This is a genomic window from Mycobacterium appelbergii (assembly GCF_032883035.1).
In the GTDB taxonomy this organism is placed as follows: Bacteria; Actinomycetota; Actinomycetes; order Mycobacteriales; family Mycobacteriaceae; genus Mycobacterium; species Mycobacterium appelbergii.
On the sequence record NZ_JAMQTH010000013.1, the window covers coordinates 10,452 to 32,582 of the forward strand.

Annotated in this window: 5 protein-coding genes; all 5 read right to left on the reverse strand. The window is 65.6% G+C overall.

Translation table 11 applies throughout. From position 1 onward, the window contains the following. Nucleotides 1-15 precede the first annotated feature (15 nt). The 5 genes from M1247_RS26405 to M1247_RS26425 all read right to left on the reverse strand — a co-directional run bounded on the left by M1247_RS26405 (nucleotide 16) and on the right by M1247_RS26425 (nucleotide 22,073). The gene (locus M1247_RS26405) at nucleotides 16-18,078 is read right to left on the reverse strand and encodes a DUF3626 domain-containing protein (RefSeq protein WP_317159372.1); all 18,063 of its coding nucleotides are present in this window, start codon (nucleotides 18,076-18,078) and stop codon (nucleotides 16-18) included. Between the two features lie 49 nt (nucleotides 18,079-18,127). Continuing rightward, nucleotides 18,128-18,427, reverse strand: a complete 300-nt coding sequence (locus tag M1247_RS26410; RefSeq protein WP_317159373.1) for a WXG100 family type VII secretion target — start codon at nucleotides 18,425-18,427, stop codon at nucleotides 18,128-18,130. Nucleotides 18,428-18,430: 3 nt separating this feature from the next. Beyond that, nucleotides 18,431-18,895, reverse strand: a complete 465-nt coding sequence (locus tag M1247_RS26415; protein WP_317159374.1) for a YbaB/EbfC family nucleoid-associated protein — start codon at nucleotides 18,893-18,895, stop codon at nucleotides 18,431-18,433. A gap of 80 nt (nucleotides 18,896-18,975) precedes the next feature. Continuing rightward, nucleotides 18,976-19,809: an ESX secretion-associated protein EspG gene (locus M1247_RS26420; RefSeq protein WP_317159375.1), complete on the reverse strand. Its 834-nt coding sequence runs from the start codon at nucleotides 19,807-19,809 to the stop codon at nucleotides 18,976-18,978. 11 nt (nucleotides 19,810-19,820) lie between these two features. Further along, nucleotides 19,821-22,073: a HEAT repeat domain-containing protein gene (locus tag M1247_RS26425; RefSeq protein ID WP_317159376.1), complete on the reverse strand. Its 2,253-nt coding sequence runs from the start codon at nucleotides 22,071-22,073 to the stop codon at nucleotides 19,821-19,823. Nucleotides 22,074-22,131 lie beyond the last annotated feature (58 nt).

Genomic DNA, 22,131 nt, shown 5'->3' on the forward strand with positions numbered 1-22,131 from the left:
GGGGGAAAGGCCGATTCAGTCTTGCGTCGGGGACCAGGACGACTCGCGGGACACATCAGCGCTACTCAACGGTGACGAGTCATCCTGATTGAATGTCGTGGCGGCGTCCGCCTGGGGCCCGGGTTGGTCTTCGGCCGATTCGCGGGTGGCGTCGGAATCGGAGTCCGTATCGTATTCGACCGTGATTTTGTCGCGTCGTGTTCGAGTTGCGTAAGTTCCGATTGATCGCCGCAGGTAGTCGTCGATGATCGCATCGGCGTCCAGCTCAAATGTGGCGTTGCGCGACAGCCACAACGGACCACGAGGCCGCGACGGCTCGAATTCCAAATCAGCTGCACAAAAACCGCACGCGCGCATGGTGCCGGCAAGAAGGTCGAGATTCATCGCCCGGCCCTCGGACTTCAACGTTCTCATGATCCGCCGTTCGGCGTGCAGGTCGACGGCATGGGCACGCGACACGCCGTCCCCCGTGCGGTACTGCCGTGTGTAACGCTCGGCAGGAACGACAACCCGACCATCCTTCAGCGCAGCGACGATCTTGCTGACTGCATCCCCCCGGTCAACGACGGGTGAGCGCAACAAATCCCGCAGGTTGGCGACGTGCCGGTCCCGTCTCGGATCGAGCGCTGCGGCACGGCCTTCAAGGGCTCGTTCGAAGTTCGATCCGGAAGCCAGAAGAGTCTCAAGTCGATGGTTGAGCGCTGTGCTGTTCGACGAGACATACAGCGTGCCTTCGCCGGCGTCGAGATAGGCCTGGACTTCACTCCGTTCCTCCAGCTGTTCCTTCAGCGCCGTGGCGAGCCATCGCAGCGCTTGCCTCGGCCGATCACCTTGGTAAGACCTAGGCGGTCGCACCAAGTCGTCGTTATGGCGGTACAGGAGCGCTAGTTGCGTCGCTTTCCCGGGCTTGACGGTAGCGGGGACTCCTCGGTGGACTACATACATACGATCCGGCGCGGACCCGGCCCCCGGAAGTGTCACCTTGGTCATGTCCGTGCGTCGCGCACCTACGGGGTGACGTCCTCGGGCCAGATTGGTCATATCCTCGAGCCGCGCGGCGAGTTCACGACGTAGGTAAGGCGTCGTGTCTCTCAGGTGCGTCTCCACAGTCGGCTGGGCACGGATCGATGGCCCCCTGTCCACCACTGATGTGAAGGCCGCCAAGGTATTTGCGGTCATACCGGCAAGGGATCCCGCGGTGTGCGGCGACAGTTCGGGGTCGAGCCGCATTCGGGCAATGGCGTCCACGAGCAGTGCGTCGTTGCTGCGTAGCGCCTCGACGAGCTCTGCGGCGGCGAAGGCCGGCGGAAGGCGATCCGCCTGGCCGTCCTGCCCAATTTGGCGCAATGACGCTTGGATCGCATCCCGATGTTCCGCGTAGTCGGGCTGAGCCGTGAACCATTCGGGATCGATGCGTAGGCCGCCGGCGTCCGGTGCCAGGTACTTCCCCGTTGCTACGCGAGATATGCCCATGGTCGTCCCGACGGCATGCAGGGAGATTCCTGGATTGGCGGCTATCTGAGTCAGCGCCGCGGCCAGCTTTGCGACGGTTACCCCGGCGGCGGGAGCGTTCGCTTCCGCCGCGTGCGGCATGTCCTGCGCCAGGCCGTCGTGACCCAGCTGGCCGAAGAGGCGGCCCAGCTCCTCACGCTGTCTCTCATATCCGGGCAGCCTTGTCAGGGTTTCGCGAGGCGGGCGCCAATTTCCGTCTGTAGTAAGGAGTTCCGTCAGTTTGTTGCCGGTGTAACCCGTATTCTTCGCGAGAATCAGGAGCAGCCTGCCCTTACCCATGCCCTTGCTCTGCCCGCCCATGATCTTCTGGTGCGTCTTGCGCAGCTCTATCAGCGATCGTAACGCGTGGACGAGGTCGTCGGCACCGAATGGCTTCGGCGCAGCCTGCGGTTCGGGCAGTTGCCTGTCGTATAAGCCGAGTTCGCGGAGGAGGTCCGCGATGGCCTCGCGGTGCTCTTCGTAATCCGGCATCTGACTGAGCTCTTTGGGCAAATTGGTCCTGGTACCCGTGCCCCAGGAGGAACCTGCGAGCCATCGCTTGGTTCTGAGGAGGTTCCCGGGATAGTTCCGGGCGATCTGAATACCAGGAACTTTGGGCCGAGCCTTCTGATCGCGCAGCATTGCCTCCACCGTTGCCGCCGTCAACTCGCTCGGAAGAGCCGACGGGGCAGTCGGTTTCGGCGCGACCTCTCCACGAGCAGGCGCCGGTTGACTGGGGCTGCTGGCCGGCTCGGTCATTCGAGCGCGTTTGCGTCGAGCCTCCGTATCAGTGGGGCTGATACGACCGCGTTTGGGTGCATCGACTCGATTGTGTCTTGCGACGGGAAGGCCCCGCGTGCCCGTCGCGTAGGGTCGGGCGACCGAGTCGCGGTAGTCATCACCGTCGTCCGACGATGCGTCTTCCTCGTCGGAGGAGTCGGGGTCGCTGAGATCCGATGATTCGGAGGATTCCGGTGAACCGCCGGTCTTGGCCGTGTCCGGGAAGGTGGTCCTGGACTGGCCGGCGATCGGTGCAGGCCTCGACGGCAGGGACCGGTGGAGGACTGTGGTGGTCGATCGGGGTTGTTCGGCGCCGGTGCTGGCGTTCCAATGGTCCACCCCGTTGTGAAAGACGTTGACTGGCGGGGCGTTTCTGGGGCCGACATCATGGGTGCCCGCCGTCGAGCGGTTTCGTAGGCGTACGCCAAGAGCGTGGCCGATGAGCCCGGGAAACATTTCCCCCATGTCGTCGGCCCAGGTGCTGGTGCTCGGTTGCCACTTCTCGAGGGTGTCCAGCAGCCGCTGGTGCTCGTCTCGAGTCAACGGCTGATCTTGCCGCTCGACTCTGAGCACCGACCGTAGGTCCTCGTCATCGACGATCAGGTCGACCGGCATGCCCACACCGCGCCGGCGGAGATAGTCGCGCTGGCTGGCGGGGCCGGCCAGTGCGCCGCGGCGACTCCGTACGTGCGGGACATCGGACTCCGCCTGCCGATGTGCGGCGACGACGGACATGGCGGGGTCATTCTCGGAGAGTTCCTGGGCGCGGGCCTGAACGGTGAGTTCGCGCAGGCCCGCGGCACTCATCCAGTCAAGGGCGTGCGTCGTGTCAATGCCGAGGCTGGACAGTTGATTTCGCAGTTCGTCCGTGCTGGCACCCGCCAGCCATTCTTCGTAATTGTCCATCTCGTCGAGGCTGCTGCGGAAGGGACGAACCACGTCTGACGGTAGATCTGACGGCGCTCTGTTGCGCACCCAGTCCATCACCAGTTGTCGCAAGCCTTCGGCGGCCCGAGACAGCGGCGACGATGCGTCCGAGACTGGTGCCTGGTGGTCGACGAGTTGCTCGCGTACCTGGCGGTGCGCCTCGCTCGCTGAGGCGGCCCACCCTTGATACATGTGGGGATTCCATTGCCGCGGTGGAGTACTGGCCACCACCGAATAGAGCAGACACCATCCGTCACCCGGCACCTGCAACTCGACGATTCCGGCCGGGTCGTCAGCGTCCGGCTCAGATGCCACGTCGTCAGCCGCATTGGTCATCTCAACGTCGGAGTCGGACTCACGCCCACCGGTGTTGCCGGGGTGTCCTTGATAGGCACCGAACCGGCCGGTGAGGTCTCTGTCGGTGACGCCGTCCACGGCCGGCGGCAGCAGCGCGGACACTGACCCACCCGAGGACGTCGGCACAACCGGCCACGTCTGCGGATCCACAACCTGCCCCATGGGATCGATGACCACCGCCCACACCGACGGCGCCGACGCCACCTCGGGAGGCACCTGCGCACCGGTGCGCTCGGTTGGGCGCTGCGGATCAGCCCACCGCGGCCCGTCGGTGGTGACCCGCGCGGCCACCACGTGACCAATCTTCCCACGCAACGGCGAGGTCATCGCGACCACCGTGGAGCCCACGGGAAGACCGTCAGCCAACTGCTGGGTCCCCGCAGCCCCGTTCACCTGCGCCCAGCCACCCCCGGCCACTACCTGGTCTCGTGCGCCGCCGGCCCCACCGCGGACGCCGGCCGCATCGTCGGAAACCCCCAACGGCCGTACCCGACCGCCGTACAGCCAATCAACCAACGCTCGCACCAACGGCCCACAATCCAAAGCCTCGACCGCCCTGCCCGCCGGCACCACCGCATCCACCACCGCGGCGAACTCCGCCGCCGACAACGTGGCACTCGTCGGTCGCACCTGAGTGATACCGGCGAACTCGGGTACGTCATTGCGGCGCCCACTGGCAGAGTCCGCCACCGGCAACCCCAACCCGCCCCGGGGTGACGGTCTCGCCTGCACTCTAACCACGCCCGACTCGGCAGGCCCACCCAAGTCCGCTGCCATGCGCGCTTCTTCGGCCGGTGGCCGCTGATCGCGGGCGGCTTTGGGGTTCGGCTGCCAACGGTTTTCGAAGTCCTCGCGAACAGAGTCAAGGTACCGGTGGGCATCGTGGCGGTTGCCCAGGGCCACGCTGCGGTCACGCGGCGTGGCCGACGGATCGGCCAGCACCGCGTCCAACTCGGCCTGATAGGTCTGCAATTCCTCCCGCGCCACCTCGAGTGCAGCGAGGTCGCGGTCGCGCTCCTCACGGTCCCAAGCCTCGTAGTCCGCCGCCGTAGCCTTGGCTTTGCCGCGATCGACGGTCGTCGCCATGCCCACGGCCGACTCGTCGGATGCAGGATCGTCGGGTGAGGACGGCGGTGCCGTCGGCGCCGGGGGCGGTTCCTCTGATTCTGGAATCGTTTCGGCCACAACGATTGTAGGCGTGGTGTCGGCTGGATCCTGATTTTGAGCCGGCGGTTCGACGGCCCGGGTCTCGTCGGTCGGGATGAGGAATTGCCCACCGAGGTCCACCGCAGTCAGTTCGCGTGACGTGGTGCCGTCGCGCGCGGTGAGGGTGATCCGAGCGGTACCGGCAAAAACCACGTAGGGCAGCTGGTATCTGGAGTTGGACGTGGTCTTGGCGGTCTCGCTGGACGACTCGCCGCGCCGCACGCGCCCGCCGCCGCCGATGCCGGCCAACAACGAACCGTTGAACCCAGGCACCGACCAATGAGGGCCGGCGAGTAGCCGCGCTCCTGATTCCAGGGACTGGATGTTCCGAGTCCCCACAACCTGGTTCACCTCGTTGAGCGAGTTGGTCGTATGGTTTCCGGCCCTGACCTCTTTGAAGCGCAGAGGCTGCATCTCGACGCGCCCCACGATCGACAAGGCACCCCTGCGGAACAGTTCGACGGGGCCGCGGGTCATCGCGGGTAGCGACGCGCTCAGCGAGCCGTCACCGAGGACCGTCTTCACGTCGTTGCGTGTAGACCTGTCACCCCATGATGCGGCGTGCAGATCCGCCAGGGTGCTGACTCGCAGCCCGTCGCCGCCGCTGATGTCTTCGACGACAGTCTTGTTACTCAGTGGGCGCCCGACAGCGTTGCCCTCCAGGAGACGGCCGAGGCCTGGATCGCCCGTCGTCTGCTCGCGAATGGTGAATGCGATCCCGGCCGTGCCGGTGGCCCTGACGGTCCCGCCGCTTTCGAACAAGCCGGCCGGTCGGCTCATCTCGGCCGTCACCGATGCCGTCGCAGCACGGCCGAGTGCGTCTTTGCGCTGACGGACCTGTAGGCCGGTACCCGCCAGCTGCGTGCGCGTGTTGTCGACTCCCCGGCCAGATCCGAGGTCGACCCGGCCCAGGAGTGACACGTTCGTCCCGGGGTCGCCGGGGAGGAGATCGCCTTGCGCTTGCACATACCCCTGCCAGCTTGTGGCTTTCGAGGCGGACGTGCCGACGCTACGGTTCGTCTGACCACCGCGGTAGATCTCACTGACCCCGTCGGGCTGCGCAGTCCCGATGGTGTCGATGCGTCCGCTGAGCGACACCTTGCCGCCGCGTACGGACTTCAGATCGACCACGAACACGGCGTCCGTGCCGAACTGACGAAGGCGCCGTTGGACCGCCACCGTGTTGACGTGTTCGGCCAATTCGGCACGCACCCTGGGCCAGGCCGCACCGAAGACTTGTCGCCCCTGGGGCGCGACCGAATCGAGCACGTGAGTGCCGATCAAATCCTCCCCGGCGGTGCGTTCCTCGGTCCGGGTCGATGCCCGTTCGTCGGGAACACCGTCCGACGAGTGCGGCCGCACCGCCACGACGCTCTGTCTCGGGTCGAGCCGGAGCGTCTCCCCGGCGCGTTCACCGGGCTCGCGAGGAGCCGCGTCGAGAGCGGGCGCCTTCTTGGGATAGGCGAAGACTGCCGCCAGCTGCACCGGCCGAGGCGCCGACGGATAGCTCTCTTGAAGTGTCAGCGGCACGGCCAGCCCGTGAGCCTCATAACTGATCTGGAAGGCGATCGGCTGCCGGAACAAGTTATAGGGCTGAACGTTTCTGTCACGGAACACCGTCCGCCTGTCGATGTCGGCGTTCGTGTTCTCGCTGGCGGGGTCCGTGACGTGTCCGTCGCGGTCTGTGGTCGGGCCTGCCGGACGCTGCGTGGTCCGTGTGCCCTGGACCATCACCGAGCCGTGGGGTACCGGAATCTGAACACGACCGCCGACGATCGTACTGCCGACGTCGCTGTGCGACGTTCCGGTCAAGGACTGCGACTCGGCGATCAGGTCGATCTCGTATTTCTCTGACGGCCCGACGTATTCAGCCGAGCGTGCGTCACGCACGGGACGTACCTTGACGGTGATCGACCCGACCTGCAGCGGGACGACGTGGCTCCATTCCTTGCCCGATTCGTGGACGAGTCGCGGGGTCAAGACCTCCGGCCCGTACGCCTCGGAGAGGCTCTGGATCGCGTCGTCGAGCTGCTTCCCAAGAACGGGAGCGAGATCGTCGCGCATCGCCTCCAAGAGGCCGCTTGCCCGCTCGACACCGACCACCATGTCCGAGGGGTGCCAGGCCTCATTGAAGGCATGCCGGGGCGGCTCCGGCGGATTCTCATGTGCGACGGGCGTCCAGGTCATCGCCGGGCCGGTCCTGTCAATGACGAACCCCTGCGCCTGTTCCCGGCTGAACGAAGGCGGCGAAAGCGTATCGTGTTCCCGCTCGCCCTGCAGTTCGGACAACGGGATCGCGATCTCCACGGGAAACAGACCAGACTCGTGAGAGGTGGCCTTTGGCCCGGTCGCCACGGCGTCGAGCCGTACCCATCCCTCGAACACGGCCAGCCGTTGGTCGAACTTCGTTCCCACCGCCTCGCGTCGACGGTCGCGGAACCGGTCGCCCGAGCGCTTGGCTTGACTGCCGCCGACGATTACCTCGCCCAGAACACTCCCGTCCGCGACATCACCACCGCGCCCGCCAAGGCCGCCTTGTCCACCGGTTTGCCGATTGCGCGTGACGCCGCCCGCAGGTCCCTCACTCACCTCGTAACTCGGGCTGGCCAGCGTCTCGACGACTCGCCGGAAGGTCAGCTGCTCGAAGTCAGCGGTCACCGCCACCTTCCCCCCGCCCGGCCCGGTGTAGACCAGCGGGCTGTGCTGGGTCATGGCAGGCAGGGCAGCACGAATCCGGTTGAGGTGGAACGAGTTCAGAACGGTGGAACGCTGCTTCTTCCACGCACTGCCCCAGGCGTGGCTGCCCACGACGTCGAGCATGCCGCGCAACCCGTTCACGTCCAGGTTGGTGACCCGGTCCATGGAGCCCAGACCGCGCGACGGCACGGCCTCCTCACCGCGGGTGATCGTCGGGCGATTGGCGAGGATGGAAATCGGATTCGATCGTTGCCGCTTGCCCTGCGACCGGGTATCCGCCGGTGGATCACCCCAGATTCGTTGCGGCGGAGCCCATACCGTCTTGCCGCGGAAGTCGTCGATCGGGGTCGACTCCGACTTCTCGCTCATCATGTCGAAGTGACCGAGAGTCTCGTGCGCTACCGCATCGAACCGGCGCCCATCCTCGGCGATCCGGTGGCGGTTGGATATCACGAACCGTAGCCGAACCTGACCGCGCCACGCTTCACCTGGCACGGGAGTCTTCAGTGTGTTGCGGTGGCGGAATTGCAGGCTCGACGACTGATCACGGCTGACCCCACGGGTGTGGTTGGCGTCGAAACCGCCACTCGCTTCCCCGGTGTCGGTACCGCCGGCGCCACGGAATCTTCCGGGAATGGGTAACTGCAGCGCCCTGGTCCTGGCGTTCTGGCGCACCGTCGAGCTGTCGGTCTCGCTGCCGTAGTGAAACTCGGTTCTGCTCGTCTCACCCCCCGGACGCATCATCGGGTTCGGCGTGGACCCCGACGGCGGCGACTGACCGCTGTTCGTGTGCAACGGAGTGCCGAGGGGCTCGACGAATGCGTGAACTTCCAACGTCGCGCCCGGCACGGTCTGGTATTGCAGAACGAGTGGCTGCTTGTTGGTCATGCCGTGCAGGTTTGCCTGCACCTTCTCGACGGTCAGCCAATTGCTCGTCTCGTGCATGGCCGCCTTGGCCTGTTCTCCGAACGCCGACTGGAATGTCCGTGTCATCGAGGCACTGTCGACCAGGTCGCTCACCGTCTGTCGCCGGGGCGAGCCGGGCGATGGGTCGTCGGCCACGAACCAGAAATTGCTCACGACGTCGGAGCCGCCGAGCGCATGTGTCTGCGAAATTCGCGGGGGACCGCCACTGGGTGGAACAGCGGAATCGCCCGGCAGCGGTCCGACATGGTCGCGCGACTCGTCCTGGCCGTCGCGACTGACCTCGCGGCTGGGGATGAACACCTCGATCGAATACGGGATTCGGTCGGAACTGACGATATTGCTCGTAGGCTCGGAACCGGGTGACACCATCTTGCTGAGGCGGCGACGCACTGGACCCGCCGGGTCCAACCGGCCCACGCGGCGGGTGGTGATGATGGCTTGAATCTGCCCTTCGAAGCGACTACCCGGCTCTTCGTCCCGGCCACCGCTGATCTGACGGTCGGCACGCTGCTGCGCCACGACCCGCTGGCGTTCGATCGAGCCGATCAGCGGTGCCGTGTCAGTGGCGTTCGCGTGCGTCACGCTGCCTTGGATGCCGCCGAGGCCGGTGATGCGACCCTCCCTGGAGGTGCCGGTTTCGACGGTGGAATCCGAGGCATGCTCAAACTCGCCGCCGGCCTTCTCCTCTTTCTTGAAGCGCAGCGTCGAGTCCGGTGATGCACCATCGAGCCGCAACTCGACGTGCAGCGCCCGACCTTTTCCGAGATCGATGGTGTGGGTGATCGTGCGCCCACCTCGCAGCATGCCCGGGGCATTGGGGCGGATGCTGTCGTCGGAGAACAACGCGGCCAGGTCGGCGCGGTGAAGCTCCCAGGCGCTCGGGCCACCCTCGCGTTCCACCACTTGCCGAATGTGCTGTAGCCCGGCATCACCGGTAGCACCCGAACGGAACATTTCGATCGAGTCCGAGCCACCCAGAGCCAAATCGGGGCCGATTCGGGCCGGCAGCTGTGGGTCTGGCTGGTCCTCCGTTTCCGGAGTGTCATCGAGACTTTCGTGAGCATCGAAGAATTCCTGCTCGGTATCCGCCTCGGATTCGAGGTCGAAGAATTCCTGCTCGGTATCCGCTTCGGATTCGAGGTCGACCGTGGTCTCGACGACTGGGCCCCCAGCCTCGTCGTCCTCGGCGTCGAAGGTGCCGCGTGCGTCGAAGAATTCCTGCTCGGATTCAGCGTCGTCGTCGAAGGTGTCGCGTGCGTCGAAGAATTCTTGCTCGGGGTCGGATTCGGACTTGACGCCGGTGGTCTCGGCTGGGTGGGTGTGTGCAGCAGGCTGATCGGTGGGGGCAGTGGGCTGGGAGTCCGTTGTGGTGGTGGGTTGGTCGGTGGGTAATCCCGAGACCGCACCCCGGATCCCGGTGGTCGCTGGTCGCGTTGTCCGGTCCGGCAGCGGGGCGGGTGGACGCTGGCCGGCGGAGGCCTCGACCCGAACTACGACCACCCGGCGCACCTGGTCATCCGGCCCGGAAACGTCCTCAGGCAGAGCCGTGCCCCGAGACGTCGGGGCGGCGATCGTCACGAAGTCCGCAGGCATCGAATTCTGTTGGAGGGAACGCTCGATCAGCGGCCTGATCGCGTCGATGACCGTCTGCGCCCGTTCCTGACCGACCGCGTCAGCTCCCCGGCTGAACCTCCCGCCGTTTCCACCGCCCTGCGCATGCAGAATCAACCCCGATTTCCCAGCGTCACGCCGACGCCCGGCTGCAGTGACAACTCGGGAGACGAAATCTTCGATCTCGACATGCCACCGCCGCTCGTCGACCGCCGTGGTGCCCTCGCGGAAAGGCAGTCGCAGCAAGCCGCCCTCCAGGCCCGCCGACGAACTCGAGGACGCCTGCCGGACCTCCCCAGACGAATCGGCCAATCCGGCCATATACGCATCCCACGAATCGGGTTCGTCCTCACGGTGGAAATGCATCGATGTTCCGGTACTGCCAAATGCGACGGACGAGGTGTCGTCGTCGGGGGCCGGCCGGCCACCGATCGGGCCTTGCAGTACCGCGGGCGCATTCTCGTTCGGCAGATCGGGGTTGAAGTGCTCGTTCCTGACGACGGGCCCGTATTTGGGTGCCGAGGACGGCGATCCCGCCCCGGCGGCGCTGCTGTCTTCGTTCGGAGGAAGAATTTCCACTGCTGATGCAATGTTCTCCCGCCGGATTCCACCGGGAAACGAGACTTCCTGCTGATAGGCAGACGGGCCGATGCCGACCGTTCTGTTGACGTCGAGCCCTCCCGGCGCGTCTATGGTGTAGCGAAATCTTCGTTGATTCGAATCGGGCGGCAAGTATCCGAGTTCAGGGTTACGGGTCGTGGAGATGAAATCGAACACCTTGCTCAGACCGCGAGTGACGGGGTTGATCGCGAAGCCCTCGGCGAAGATCACCTCGGGAGGGCGGGTGTCTTCCCGATACAGCAGATCATTGTCATCACGGAAAATCAGGGCGCCATCGGGGCTGTCGATTGCGTATCCGCCGCTCACATCGGTCGGATCGACGGACGGGTCGAGTTGGGGGCTGGGCCGCGCAGGCATTGGTGGGTTGGCTGCCATGTGCTCACGCAACGCATCCCAGCTTTCAGCCAATCCAGGATGCAACGGCAATTCGGTCACCGCATCGATCGGCACCCACCGATGTGAGCCTTCGTGGCTCGATTCGGCTTTCAGCGGGTATGGAGCATCGCCGATCACCGTGGAGTACGTCCAGTCGATCCCTGGTGCACGTGCGGTGACCAGGTTCGTGCGCACACGGAACCTGTTGTCTTGCAAGCCGGTTTCCTCGTGAGTCTCCCGGAGCGCGGCCTGCGCCGGGGTCTCGAGACGGCTCCGCGCACCTCCGGGCAGGCCCCACGTGCCGCCTTGATCGGACCACTGCGCCCGACGCTGCAAGAGCACCACAGGGACACCGTCGGAGTTCCTGGCTCGCAACAGCAAGCCGGCCGCGCCGTAGCGACCCCAGTGCGGCATCCCGTCGGCGTCGACCACCCAGCCGTCGCCGTCATCATCCGCGGGGTCATCGGACTGCGGCTGGTTCTCGATGCGGATCACGACCACCCGACGCCGCGCTTGGTCATCCGGCCCGGAGATGTCGTCGGTGAGTGCCGTGCCCCGAGACGTCGGGGCAGCGATCGTCACGAAGTCGGCAGGGATGTCTTTTTCGTGAAGTGCACGCTCGATCCGTGGTCGTATCGCGCCGAGGGCTGCTTCCGCCCGTTCCAGACCGATCGCGTGAGCTCCACGGCTGAGCATTCCGCCGTTTCCTCCGCCCTGCGCGTGCAGGACCAAACCCGTTTCTCCGGCGTCACGCCGACTTTCAGCTGCACTGACAACCCGAGACACGAACGCTTCGACCTCTGCATGCCGACGTCCATCGACCGACGTAGTGCCCTCGTCGAAAGGCAGATGCAGCACGTCGCCGTGCTGGCCAGTCGACGACACCGAGGTGTGTTCGATGGGAGCATCGACGGTGGACGGTCCAGCGGTTCCAGGGTCCGATCCGACCGCTTCGCCAGGCGCGCCCCACATGCGCGGAGCTGAGGTGTCCCCACCCGTGGACTGCGCGACGGGGGTGCCGGCGAACCAGTTGGTGACGGGGTTGTTGGGGCGGTCCAGGTTGGGGGGCCAGGCGGTGATGGTGCCGTGTTGGCCGTCGATGGCCCATAGTTGGTTGCCGTCGAAGAGGGCGTTGAAGCTGTGTGCGACACCGTTGTCGAACTGGGCCACCACGACGGTGTGCGCCCCGGTGCCTGCGTTGCGCAACTGCTCGGCGATGCCGTCGGGATTACTTGCGCGCAGCGGCAATCCGGTCGCCTCGCCGACGTCTTGGGCCCGCAGTTGCATCGGGTGGGCCCGCCCGAAACTCGGGATCCCCGACAGGCGGTCGAACACCACCCAGGTGGTGGGTCCGCAGTTGGTCAGCCGATCCCCGGCCGGAGCGATCGACGCGTCCCCGTCGTTGTTGACATCGCCGATCCAGGCTTCGATGTCGGCACGGGACTGCCCCGACACCGGCAACGAATCCCGCACCGGCCCACCAGCGGAATCCTGCACGTGCTGTCCGTCACCGGAAGCCTGCCCACCGCCGTCACGGTCAGTGGGCAACCCCGACACCACCTGCGACATCGTCGGATTGGTTTCGCTCTCCGCGTCCTCGGAGTCGCTGTCCGAAGAGGTGTCGCGTTCGTCGCGCAGAGATTCGACGTCGTCACCGGAGTCGGATCGTGCGGTGGCGCCGGCGTGAGCCGAGGACGAAGGCCGGGGGAACTCGGCGACTATGTCACGTGTGACGATGTCGTTTCCCCGCCGTACTTCGAGGCGCACGTTGTGCGTCTCGGCATACTGCCTCAGCCGCCGATTCAACTCAGTGCGGCGCTCGCTTGGGATGCGATTCATATCGTCGAGGTCGATGGATACTGCTTCGATGTCGCGGAAGAAGTCGATCGGCGTATGTATCTGGGCTTCCAGGTAATTCGTGTCCGTGCCGGTGGCTGGATCGCGTCGTGCCTTCTCGCGCTCGAAACCTTCGCCGGTTGTGGCCAGACGGTGAATGCTGCGGAAGTCGCTGTCTCGAGTACGTGCCAATAGTTGGGTCATGCCCAGGAAAGTCGAACCTGTGGGGTTGCCCTGCATGGAGTCGTTGGCGGTGAAGGTCGCCCGGTGCTTGACATGCTCCTTGAGGACGAAGTACGCACTCCCGTAACCGGGAGCAGCTCCGTTGAGCGATTGTCCGTAATCCAGTGCGCCATACCTGGGTCGCGCTGATGGTTGGAAGTTCGGCGATTGACGGGACAGATAGTCGTTCACCCGTCGACGCGCGTCCACATCTTGAGGCGATTCATCGTCGACAGGAGGTTCGTGGCCGTCGTACTGGCCGGTCATCCGCTCTGCTTCGTCGCGTAAGTCAGCGAACTCTTCCGAATAGAAGGCCCCTCGTTGCCATGCGTTGAGGTAGGTGCGCTGACTTGATTCGCCTGACGGCGCCGTTTCGCCGTCCTCGGAAAGTAGGGTTTCAAGCGCTTCATCGACCTGGAAGTTGATGGTGATACGGGAGTTCTCGAGCAGTTCAACCATCTTTTCGAGGTCTGAATCGACATGCTCGTGCCGGTCGCGGAACGAATCGCGAAGGCGGTCTCGTACCGTGTTCCTGGCCGATTCGAGTTCACCGACCTCGCCGGCGTGGAGCAGGCTGACGACGTCGCCGGCCGCCAACCTGCCGAGCACTTCGTCCCGGTCGGCACTCGAGACCGGGGATGCATCGAAATGCGCTTGCGTTGCAGATGTATTGAGGTCCGCGGGCCGGGATCCTTCCGCCCCGGCGGCCGGCGGGCCAACCGGGCGCGCGGGTAGACGTTCCTCCACCGTCAACAAGACAGTGCGCCGCTTTTCCTCGTCGGAACCAACCAGCTCATCTCTGAGCACAGGCCCCCGCGAGGTCGATTCGCGGCTGACGGTGACCGCATCACGAGCCATTCCGGCCGCCTCGAGTCGCTGCCCGATCTGGGAACGGAGGTAGTCCAGCGTGGCGCCGGCGCGCTCCTGACCGACGACGTCGGCGCCTCTGCTGATCCGACCGCCGTTCCCCCCGCCTTCGGCGCGGACGTGCAAGCCGCCGCGTCCGGCGTCGAGCTGCTGCTGTGCCCTTTCCACTAGGCCGTCGGCAATGAGGTCTAGTTCCGCATGTTGAGTTGTGTTGAGCTGTTTGCTCCCTGGACCGAACGGCGTCAAGACATGGGTCGACACAGCGGGGCCGACCGTGGCGCCGGTTGGCGGGTCCGCGCTGGTTGACGTGGTGGGCTTGCTACTACCGAGGCCGGTGACGGTCGTCTCGTCTGGCGGATTCTCACCGTGGGGGTCGGGGGTGCCGGCGAACCAGTTGGTGACGGGGTTGTTGGGGCGGTCGAGGGTGGGGGGCCAGGCGGTGATGGTGCCGTGTTGGCCGTCGATGGCCCATATTTGGTTGCCGTCGAAGAGGGCGTTGAAGCTGTGTGCGACGCCGTTGTCGAATTGGGCCACCACGACGGTGTGTGCGCCGGTGCCTGCGTTGCGTAGTTGTTCGGCGATGCTGTCGGGATCGCTACTGCGGAGCGGTAATCCGGTTGCCTCGCCGACGGCTTCGGCGCGTAGTTGCATCGGGTGGGCCCGCCCGAAACTGGGTGTTCCTGATAGGCGGTCGAACACTACCCAGGTGGTGGGTCCGCAGTTGGTCAGCCGTTCCCCGGCCGGAGGCACCGACGCGTCGCCGTCGTTGTTGACATCGCCGATCCAGGACTCGACGTCCGCACGCGACTGCTCCGACACCGGCAACGAATCCCGCACCGGCGCACTGACAGCCTCGGTCGACGACCCACCGTGGTCATCGGCGCCATCCGTGCGGTCAACACCGGGGGCCCTGCGTGTCTCGGCAGGCTGACTGCTCTCGTCGAACACCCTGGGCGGCAGTGGCGCTCGTGTGTTGTCGGCCGTGGTGAGTAGTGAGGTGGGTACCGAGAGCTGGCTGTTGGCGGTGCGCTCGACCATCCAGAGGTGCCGTGGGCGCAGCCGCGGGTCGTGTCCCAGAACCTCGGACGTCATCATTCCGCCGTCGGTGTCGTGCACCCCGGAGTTGTGGGTGTGCCGGCGCAGCGCGATCCTTGCGTCTCGGCCCTCGTCGGGCACGCCGAGGTAGTGCAGGATTTCGTGGGCGAGGACGTTCTCGGTGGCGTCTGGGCGCCATTTGGTTTGCGAATTCTCCTCGAAGTCGCCGACTTTGACGTATGCGTGTGCGCCGGTGTCGGTGAATTCGACGTTGACGCGGAACTCGTCTCCGTTGGGTAGGCGGTTGCCGTTGTTGAGCAGTGTGTCGACGCCGGCTTTCACCCGGGCTTTGATGTCGGTGACGGTGTCGGGCCCGATGTCAGGATCGTTGTCGGCCGTCACGTTCAGCTTGACCGTGTATTCCTGCACGAACTTGTTCGGCGCCACTTTGATTCGCCGCAGGTCGTACCGAATCAACCCGGTATGCGATTCGGTGGAGGTGGGCGTGCTCGTTGAGAGCGTGTCAGCGACCTCGGTGTCGACGGTCTGGACGAACGCCTCGGCGCGATGGTCATCGATGTCCTTGACAGGCGCGGGATTCAGCGGCTCGAACCACTCCGCGGTCGTGGCAGGGTCGTGTCGCCACGTCTCGTCGCTGGACACATCGGCGTCCCGGTTACGCCGCGGTGGTGGCGGCAGTTTGGGTGGCGGCCCGCCGCTCGTGACCTTGGGCGGGGCGGACTTCCTGGCTGGCGGCAGCGGTGGCGGCGGTGGCGTGGGCGCCGTTCCGACGACGACTTCGGTGTGTTCCTGTGTCGTGGAGCGTGGGGCCGGGGTGGCGGCGGTGGTGTTTGCGATGGTGGACACGGCTGTCGGTGTCGGGTTCGACGATGCTCCTAGGCCTGCCGATGTCTTTGGGGGTGTGTTGGGGCTGGCGGCGCCGGCGGGGTTTGGCGAGGGTGTGGTCGTCGGGCCGGTTTGCGTGGTGGGTGTGGTTGTCGGGTTGGGCGTGGACGGTGTCGCGGCGCTCGTGGCGTGCGCGGTGGTCGGGGTGTTGGGTGGTGTGGGCGGGGCGGCTACCCCACTGGGATTGGCCGCCGTGGGCGTTGGCGGGGTTGGCTGGTTGGTGGAGTTGTCGTTGGTGTCGGACGGCGGCGTGGTGGGGTGTGACGGCTGGTCGTCTGGTGCTTCGCCGGCTGGGTGTGATCGGTCTGGTGGTGGTGCTTCATTGCCGAGCGGTGGATTGGCCGGTGGCGCAGCTGGTTGGGTCGCCGATTCGGGATCGGTTGTCGGGGACTCGGACGGGCCGCTGGCGGGTGACTGTGAGTCGGGTGGCGGTGTCTCGGCGTGTCCCGGTGGGGTGTCTGATGATCCGTTGGTGGTTGTCTGTGCAGGGGGTGTGTGCTCGGGTGCACCGCCCGAATTCTGGCTGGGTTGCGAGTCTTGGTGCGCTGACGGTGGATTGTCGGTGTGGGTGGATCCCTGCTGCGGCGTCGACTGCGGGTTGTGGGCTTCAGCCTGGTGCGAGGGTGTCTCATTGTTGTTGGGTCCGTCGCTGGTCGACTGCTGCGAATTCGACTGGCCGTTACCTGAATCGTGTTGATTTACGGCATGGTTGGTGTTTGCTTCGCCGGGGGACTGCGGTGAACTACCACGGTCACCGTTGCTCCCGCCCGGCGTCTGCTGTGAATCACTCTGGGTGTTGTTCGTGGCGCCCGGGGTCTGCTGTGAACCGCCCTGTCCGTTCTGGGCACCGCCTGAACCAGACGACGCCGCGGCTTGATTGGTCTGGCCGTCACCCGGTGTCTGCTGCGTATCGCCTGGGGCGTTGTTGGCGTTGCCGGGCGCCTGTTGTGAACCGCTCTGGCTGTTGTGCTGGTTGCCTCCGTGTTCGGCTGGTGGTCCGTTGTGGGGTTGTGGCTGTGGCTGTGGTGCGCCCGTGGCCGCGGTGTGGGAGTTGTGGGTGTTCTGTGACACCGAGCTATTGGGCCCGTTTGACGAGTCGTCGGGCGGATGCTGCTGGTAGGGCGGCGGCGGATTGGGGTCAGACTTCTGATAGGGCGGCGGCGGGTTGGGGTCAGACTGGGCGTAGGGAGGCGGCGCGTCGGGACCTTTGTCACTGACGTTGTTGCCGTCGGGTGTTTTGTTGTCGGGGTCGAATGCGTGGCTGTCGCCGTCGAGGCCGTCCGGCGAGCCGTGCGGGGCGTCGTCACCATGGCCGTGGGAACTGTCGATCCCACCAGAGACCGCGCCCAGGGCGCCGCCGGCGAAAATCTCGCCCGCGTCGAGGTTGCCGCCCACAGCGACCGCACCGACCACCCCGGCACCCACTTCAGCGGCGTAGGAGGCCCCCGCACCGGCGAACGCGTTACCGATACCACCGTGGCCGTGCTTGCCGCCCAACGCCCCGAACGTCGGACCGTGAATCAGCCCCGCGGCCGCACCACCGGCAGCCGCGCCCTTGGCCGCGGTACCGACGTCGTCCCAGTCGATCTTGTCTTTGTGGCCCTGGTCGATCTGATACTGCTGGATCGCCAGGTTGGTGATCAACTCCTCGGCGACCTCCTCAGCACTCTGCTGGGCGACCTCGCGCAGCAACCGCGACACGGTGGTCTTGGTCAACGCCTCGATCGCCCGACGAACCAATGCCCGCAGCAACTGGTTGAACAGCGCGCGGACCGCGGCCATGGTCAGGGCCTCGATCGGCGGAATCCACGCCATCGAGGCACCAAACGTCCATGGCGCCATCGCGATCGCATAGATGATCTCCGCGGCGGCCAGCGCCAACCCGACCAGGATCTCGATCTTGGACGCCTCGACCTGGGTACCGGCCTGACGCGCGGTCTCACCCAACGCCGCCATCGCCTCGACCAGCTTGTCCACCGAGTAGTCGCCGTCGAAGAGTTTGGCGAACTCCTGCTCGGCGGTGCTGGCGGTCTCGCCGGTGATCACCGACATCGTCTCGTTGCGGACCCGATCCAAATCCGGAATCAGATCCGACATCTCCGAGGCCGAGCCATGCCAATGCTCACCGATACGCCACAGCCCGTCCTCATCACCCTGCGGCCATTTACTGCCCGCCAGATAGGAAACCCATTGCAGGGCAGGGGGAATATCGATAGACATGACGACTCAGGCGCAGCCGACCCGCAACCGCACCAACAACACCACCCAGCTAGACGTCATCCGTCTGCTCAAGGGTGTCCGCCCCGGTACGCAGGCCGGCGGAGTACTCATCGAGCAACTGGGCCTTGGCATCCACCGAGCCATCCACCCACTCCCGCTGCGCGTCGTACCCGTTGTCGTTGTCTCCGTGGCGAAACTTCCGACCGCTGTCGTCGTCACCCCAGGGGCTCCCTTCGGCGGCCAATTTGGTCGACAACCGCGACATCACACCCTTCATCCTGGTGCTCACGTCGGCCAGGTCCCTGGAGGTGGCACGCAAATCGTTGGGTTGAACTCCGAATTCCGGCATGGATCAACTCCTGATCGTCGGAAACGAGGAGTCGTCGCCGTTGTCCTCGGTGGTGTTGGGTTGAGCGCGCATCGAATCGCCCATCGCGCTCACCTCGGCGAGCGCTTCGCGGAAGCCGGGCAGACCGATGACATTGCCCGAGATCTCCGAGACCGCCTTGCGCCGCTCGTTCATCGGTGCGAGTAACGCCTCCGACCGCTGGTCCAACTGGCGGACCGCGGCCTGCGCTGCACTGGTGATATGTGCACCGAGTTCGGTGATCTCGTGATCGTCCAGATACGACTCGTCGATGACGGTCTTGGTCACCGTGCGCTGCGCGTTCACGGTGACTTCGACGGTGCCGTCGGCCGCCGTCGCCTTGACCGCCAGCGTCGATCGTTGCTGCTGGATGTTGGACAGGTCGCGCATCTGCTCCTGCACCAAGGCCAGCACCTGACCGAATTCACTTCGTATCGATTCGTTGCTCACGCTCGTCCCTTCGATCTCTACTTCTCAAACGCGCTCGGCGGAGACATCATTCGCCGCCGAAAGGTGCACGACCACATGACTCACGATTCTCCCCGGGCTTCGCGCAGCATCTCGATGTCGGCGGCGATCAGACCGTCGATGCGTTCACTAAGCAGCGCGGCCGTCAGCGGGACCCCGCGACTGCGATCGGGTGCACCCAGATAGTCACCGTCATCCGTCATCCGCATCCAGATCAGGGATTCCTTGCGGGCATCGATGCCCCACTCCCTGGCTGGGCGCCAGTTGCTCTGCACCTTGCCATACGCCGACAACTGCGAAACCGAGACCTTGACGCCAGGCTCGGTGAGCACCTCGTGCCGCACCACGACTTCGTCGTCATCCACTGCCGCGGCGCGGATCGGGAGGTACTCGGGGATCACCATCCGCGGATGGCGTCCGGGTCCCTTCAGGCACATGGCCTGTGCGACGGCCGCACCCAGCTCGAATGGTGAGACCGTGTGGACGTCGACGACGTCCGCATCGGCCCGTTGCTCCAGCAAGTAGCCCGCTTGGCCGGTGCGGAAGGCCAGTACCCGGATGCTCGGGGTGTCGGCCGGGATGTACTGGACGTGCCCGGACACGGTGACGTCGGCGTGGGTCCACGCGTCCAGACACTTGGAGAAGGCGCTCAAATCTCCCGAGCGCACACGGTCCGGCAGTTGCGCGGCGTATTGGGCCACCTCGTCGACGAACTCGAACCGTGTCGGTCGGGTCAGCATGAATGGGTACGGCAAGGGGTCGCGACCGTGACGCTCGTTGATCAGCTGCAGATCGAGCAGGTCCAGCGCGCCCACTTCACGTCGCGAGACACTGCCACCACCAGCCCGGCCGAGATCACTCCGATCACCAACCGCGTGGTGTCCCGTGGTGGACATCGCGCTACCCATCAGGTGTCCACGCTCCAGCCCGGTCCACTATCCGAACCGTCTTCGCCGATGACGGAAACGACGGCGTCGGGCTGACCGATCAGATCCTGCCCGTTGTGACTGCCACGAAGTGCCTTGTTGCCCTTGTGATCCTTGGCCTCGCCGCCCTTGCCGCCACCGCCGTGACCGCCGCCACCCGCCGGTGCACCGCCACCGCTGCCGGATCCCGCGTGAGCCGCGTCGGTGGCCAGCGTGGACGCTGAACTGTGCATGACCGGGTTCAGATGGGCCGCCGCCACCGGCGCGCCGGGTAGGTGCATCTTGCCGGGTACGCCGCCCCCGGCACCGCCGCCGTGTCCCGCGCCGCCGGCTCCGCCACCGGGGTGGTCTCCCGGGAAGCCGGGGTGGTCTCCCGGGCCACCGGGACCGCCGTCGAATCCGGGGGGGCCGCCGAAGCCGGGCGGTTGCGGAGCCGCCGCTTGCTGCACGGTCTGCACGATCTGGCCGACCCCGTCAAGGATCCCGCTCAACAGACTGCTGCCGCCCTCGCCCTGACCGCCGCTCAAGCCGGCGGCCAAGCCCGGGATGCTGGCGGCATTACTCAGTCCGGACTGGCCCAGCAGGCTCCGAGCGAGCTCATTGGCCTCGGTACCGTCGCCCCCAGTCCCGTTCGCCGAGTCCAGGTCCGGCAGGCCGGTCGCCCGTAGTGCGCCAGAATCCTGGAGCGCCTTGCCGAGATCGCCCAGGTGCGGATCGTTGAGCAGCTGCTGCGCGGCCTTCGCCGTGTCCGGGTCACCGAACAAGGTCTTGGCCGCGTCGGCAGCGTCCGGATCGCCGAACAACGTCTTGGCGGCATCGAGCGCCTTGGGATTACCGAGCAAACCTTGCCCGCCCTTGGCTCCATCACCGAAGAGCGTCTTGGCGGCGTCGGCGAACTTGGGGTCGCCGAATAGCTTCTTTGCCGCCTCCGCCGTCTTCGGATCGCCAAACAGCTTGTTCGCAGCCGCAATCGACTTCGGATCGGTGAACACGTTCGACGGGTCGAACTTGGCGTCTGTGCCGTCGGATGGACTGTCCGGGTTGCCCGATCCGCCCTCAGATCCGGATCCGTCCTGAAGTTCCGGACTCTCCAGATCTGGTGGGGGCGGTGGGGTGAACGACTGCTTCGGCGTGTCTTCACCATCGCCAGAGGATCCGTCACCTTGCGAGCCATCGCCAGAGGATCCGTCACCTTGCGAGCCATCGCCAGAGGATCCGTCACCTTGCGAGCCATCGCCAGAGGACCCGTCACCTTGCGAGCCGCCGCCGGGATTCGTGGCCTTCAAGTCTGGCGGTGAGAACGGTGGTGGCGAACCGTTCTGACCGTTGCCGCCACCACCCTTGTTGCCATTGCCGTTGTTGGCGCCGTCGTTGTTGCCGTCCCCGTTCCCGTTGTTGGCGCCGTTGTTGTTGCCGTCCCCATTGCCGTCGCCGTCGCCGTCGTTGTTCCCGTCGCCGTCGCCGTTGTTGTTCCCGTTGTTGTTTCCGTCGCCGTCGCCATTGTTGTTGCCGTTGCCGTTGCCGTCGCCGTCGTTGTCGCCGTCGCCGTCGTTGTCGCCAGGGGGCGGCGGAGGAGGATCGACATCCGGGGTCTGCGTCGAGCCGACCGCCGGTTGGTGACTCGCGATGTCCCTGATCTCCGGGGCGTAGTAGTTCTTCATTACGTCGCGCGCGAAGTCATTGAAATACTGTTTGACCGTGTCAGTTTCACTCGGATACCACTCGAGGCAGTCTTGGTAGGTCTGCCACTGATCGAGGATGTTGTGCTTGTTGGTCGACATCGTCTGTGAGAAGTACTCACTCAATACGCCCAGCGACAGAGCGCCCTTGTGGAGTTCTGCGGGAATGTCGTAGGACTTCAGGATGTTGGCCATCGCCGCGTCGTGCGTCTTGCCCTTCCATCCGCCGTCGCTCTCCAGCGTCTCGAGTCGATCCCTCAAGTCCCCCATGCCCTTGACGATCTGCTGGGCGACGTCACGCAGGGTGTCGTTGTAACCGGGGGCGATGTTCTCCGAGACGTTCATCATGCGGCTGTGGATGGTCGGGTAATCCATCCCGTCGAAATTCTCCAGAACCACCTCGACGGCTTCGACTTTGGCGCCATTGGTGTCCAACTCTGCGAGCGTGGCGTCCGGCTTGTTATTTCCGCCGCCGTGACGCGGATCGCCGTTGTTGTCCTTGATCTTGCCGTCGACGTGATCGTTCTTGTAGTCGTCGAAACCATAGGAGCCCATTAGGAGTCACCGTCCTGTCGCGAACTCGTTGCCGACGCGGCCGGCCTGCCGGGGAGGG

What these genes read in the sequence shown, in the direction of transcription:
- M1247_RS26420 (WP_317159375.1), bottom strand. Translation starts at nt 19,809, where the DNA reads ATGTCCACCACGGGACACCACGCGGTTGGTGATCGGAGTGATCTCGGC.
- M1247_RS26425 (WP_317159376.1), bottom strand. Translation starts at nt 22,073, where the DNA reads ATGGGCTCCTATGGTTTCGACGACTACAAGAACGATCACGTCGACGGC.
- M1247_RS26405 (WP_317159372.1), bottom strand. Translation starts at nt 18,078, where the DNA reads ATGTCTATCGATATTCCCCCTGCCCTGCAATGGGTTTCCTATCTGGCG.
- M1247_RS26410 (WP_317159373.1), bottom strand. Translation starts at nt 18,427, where the DNA reads ATGCCGGAATTCGGAGTTCAACCCAACGATTTGCGTGCCACCTCCAGG.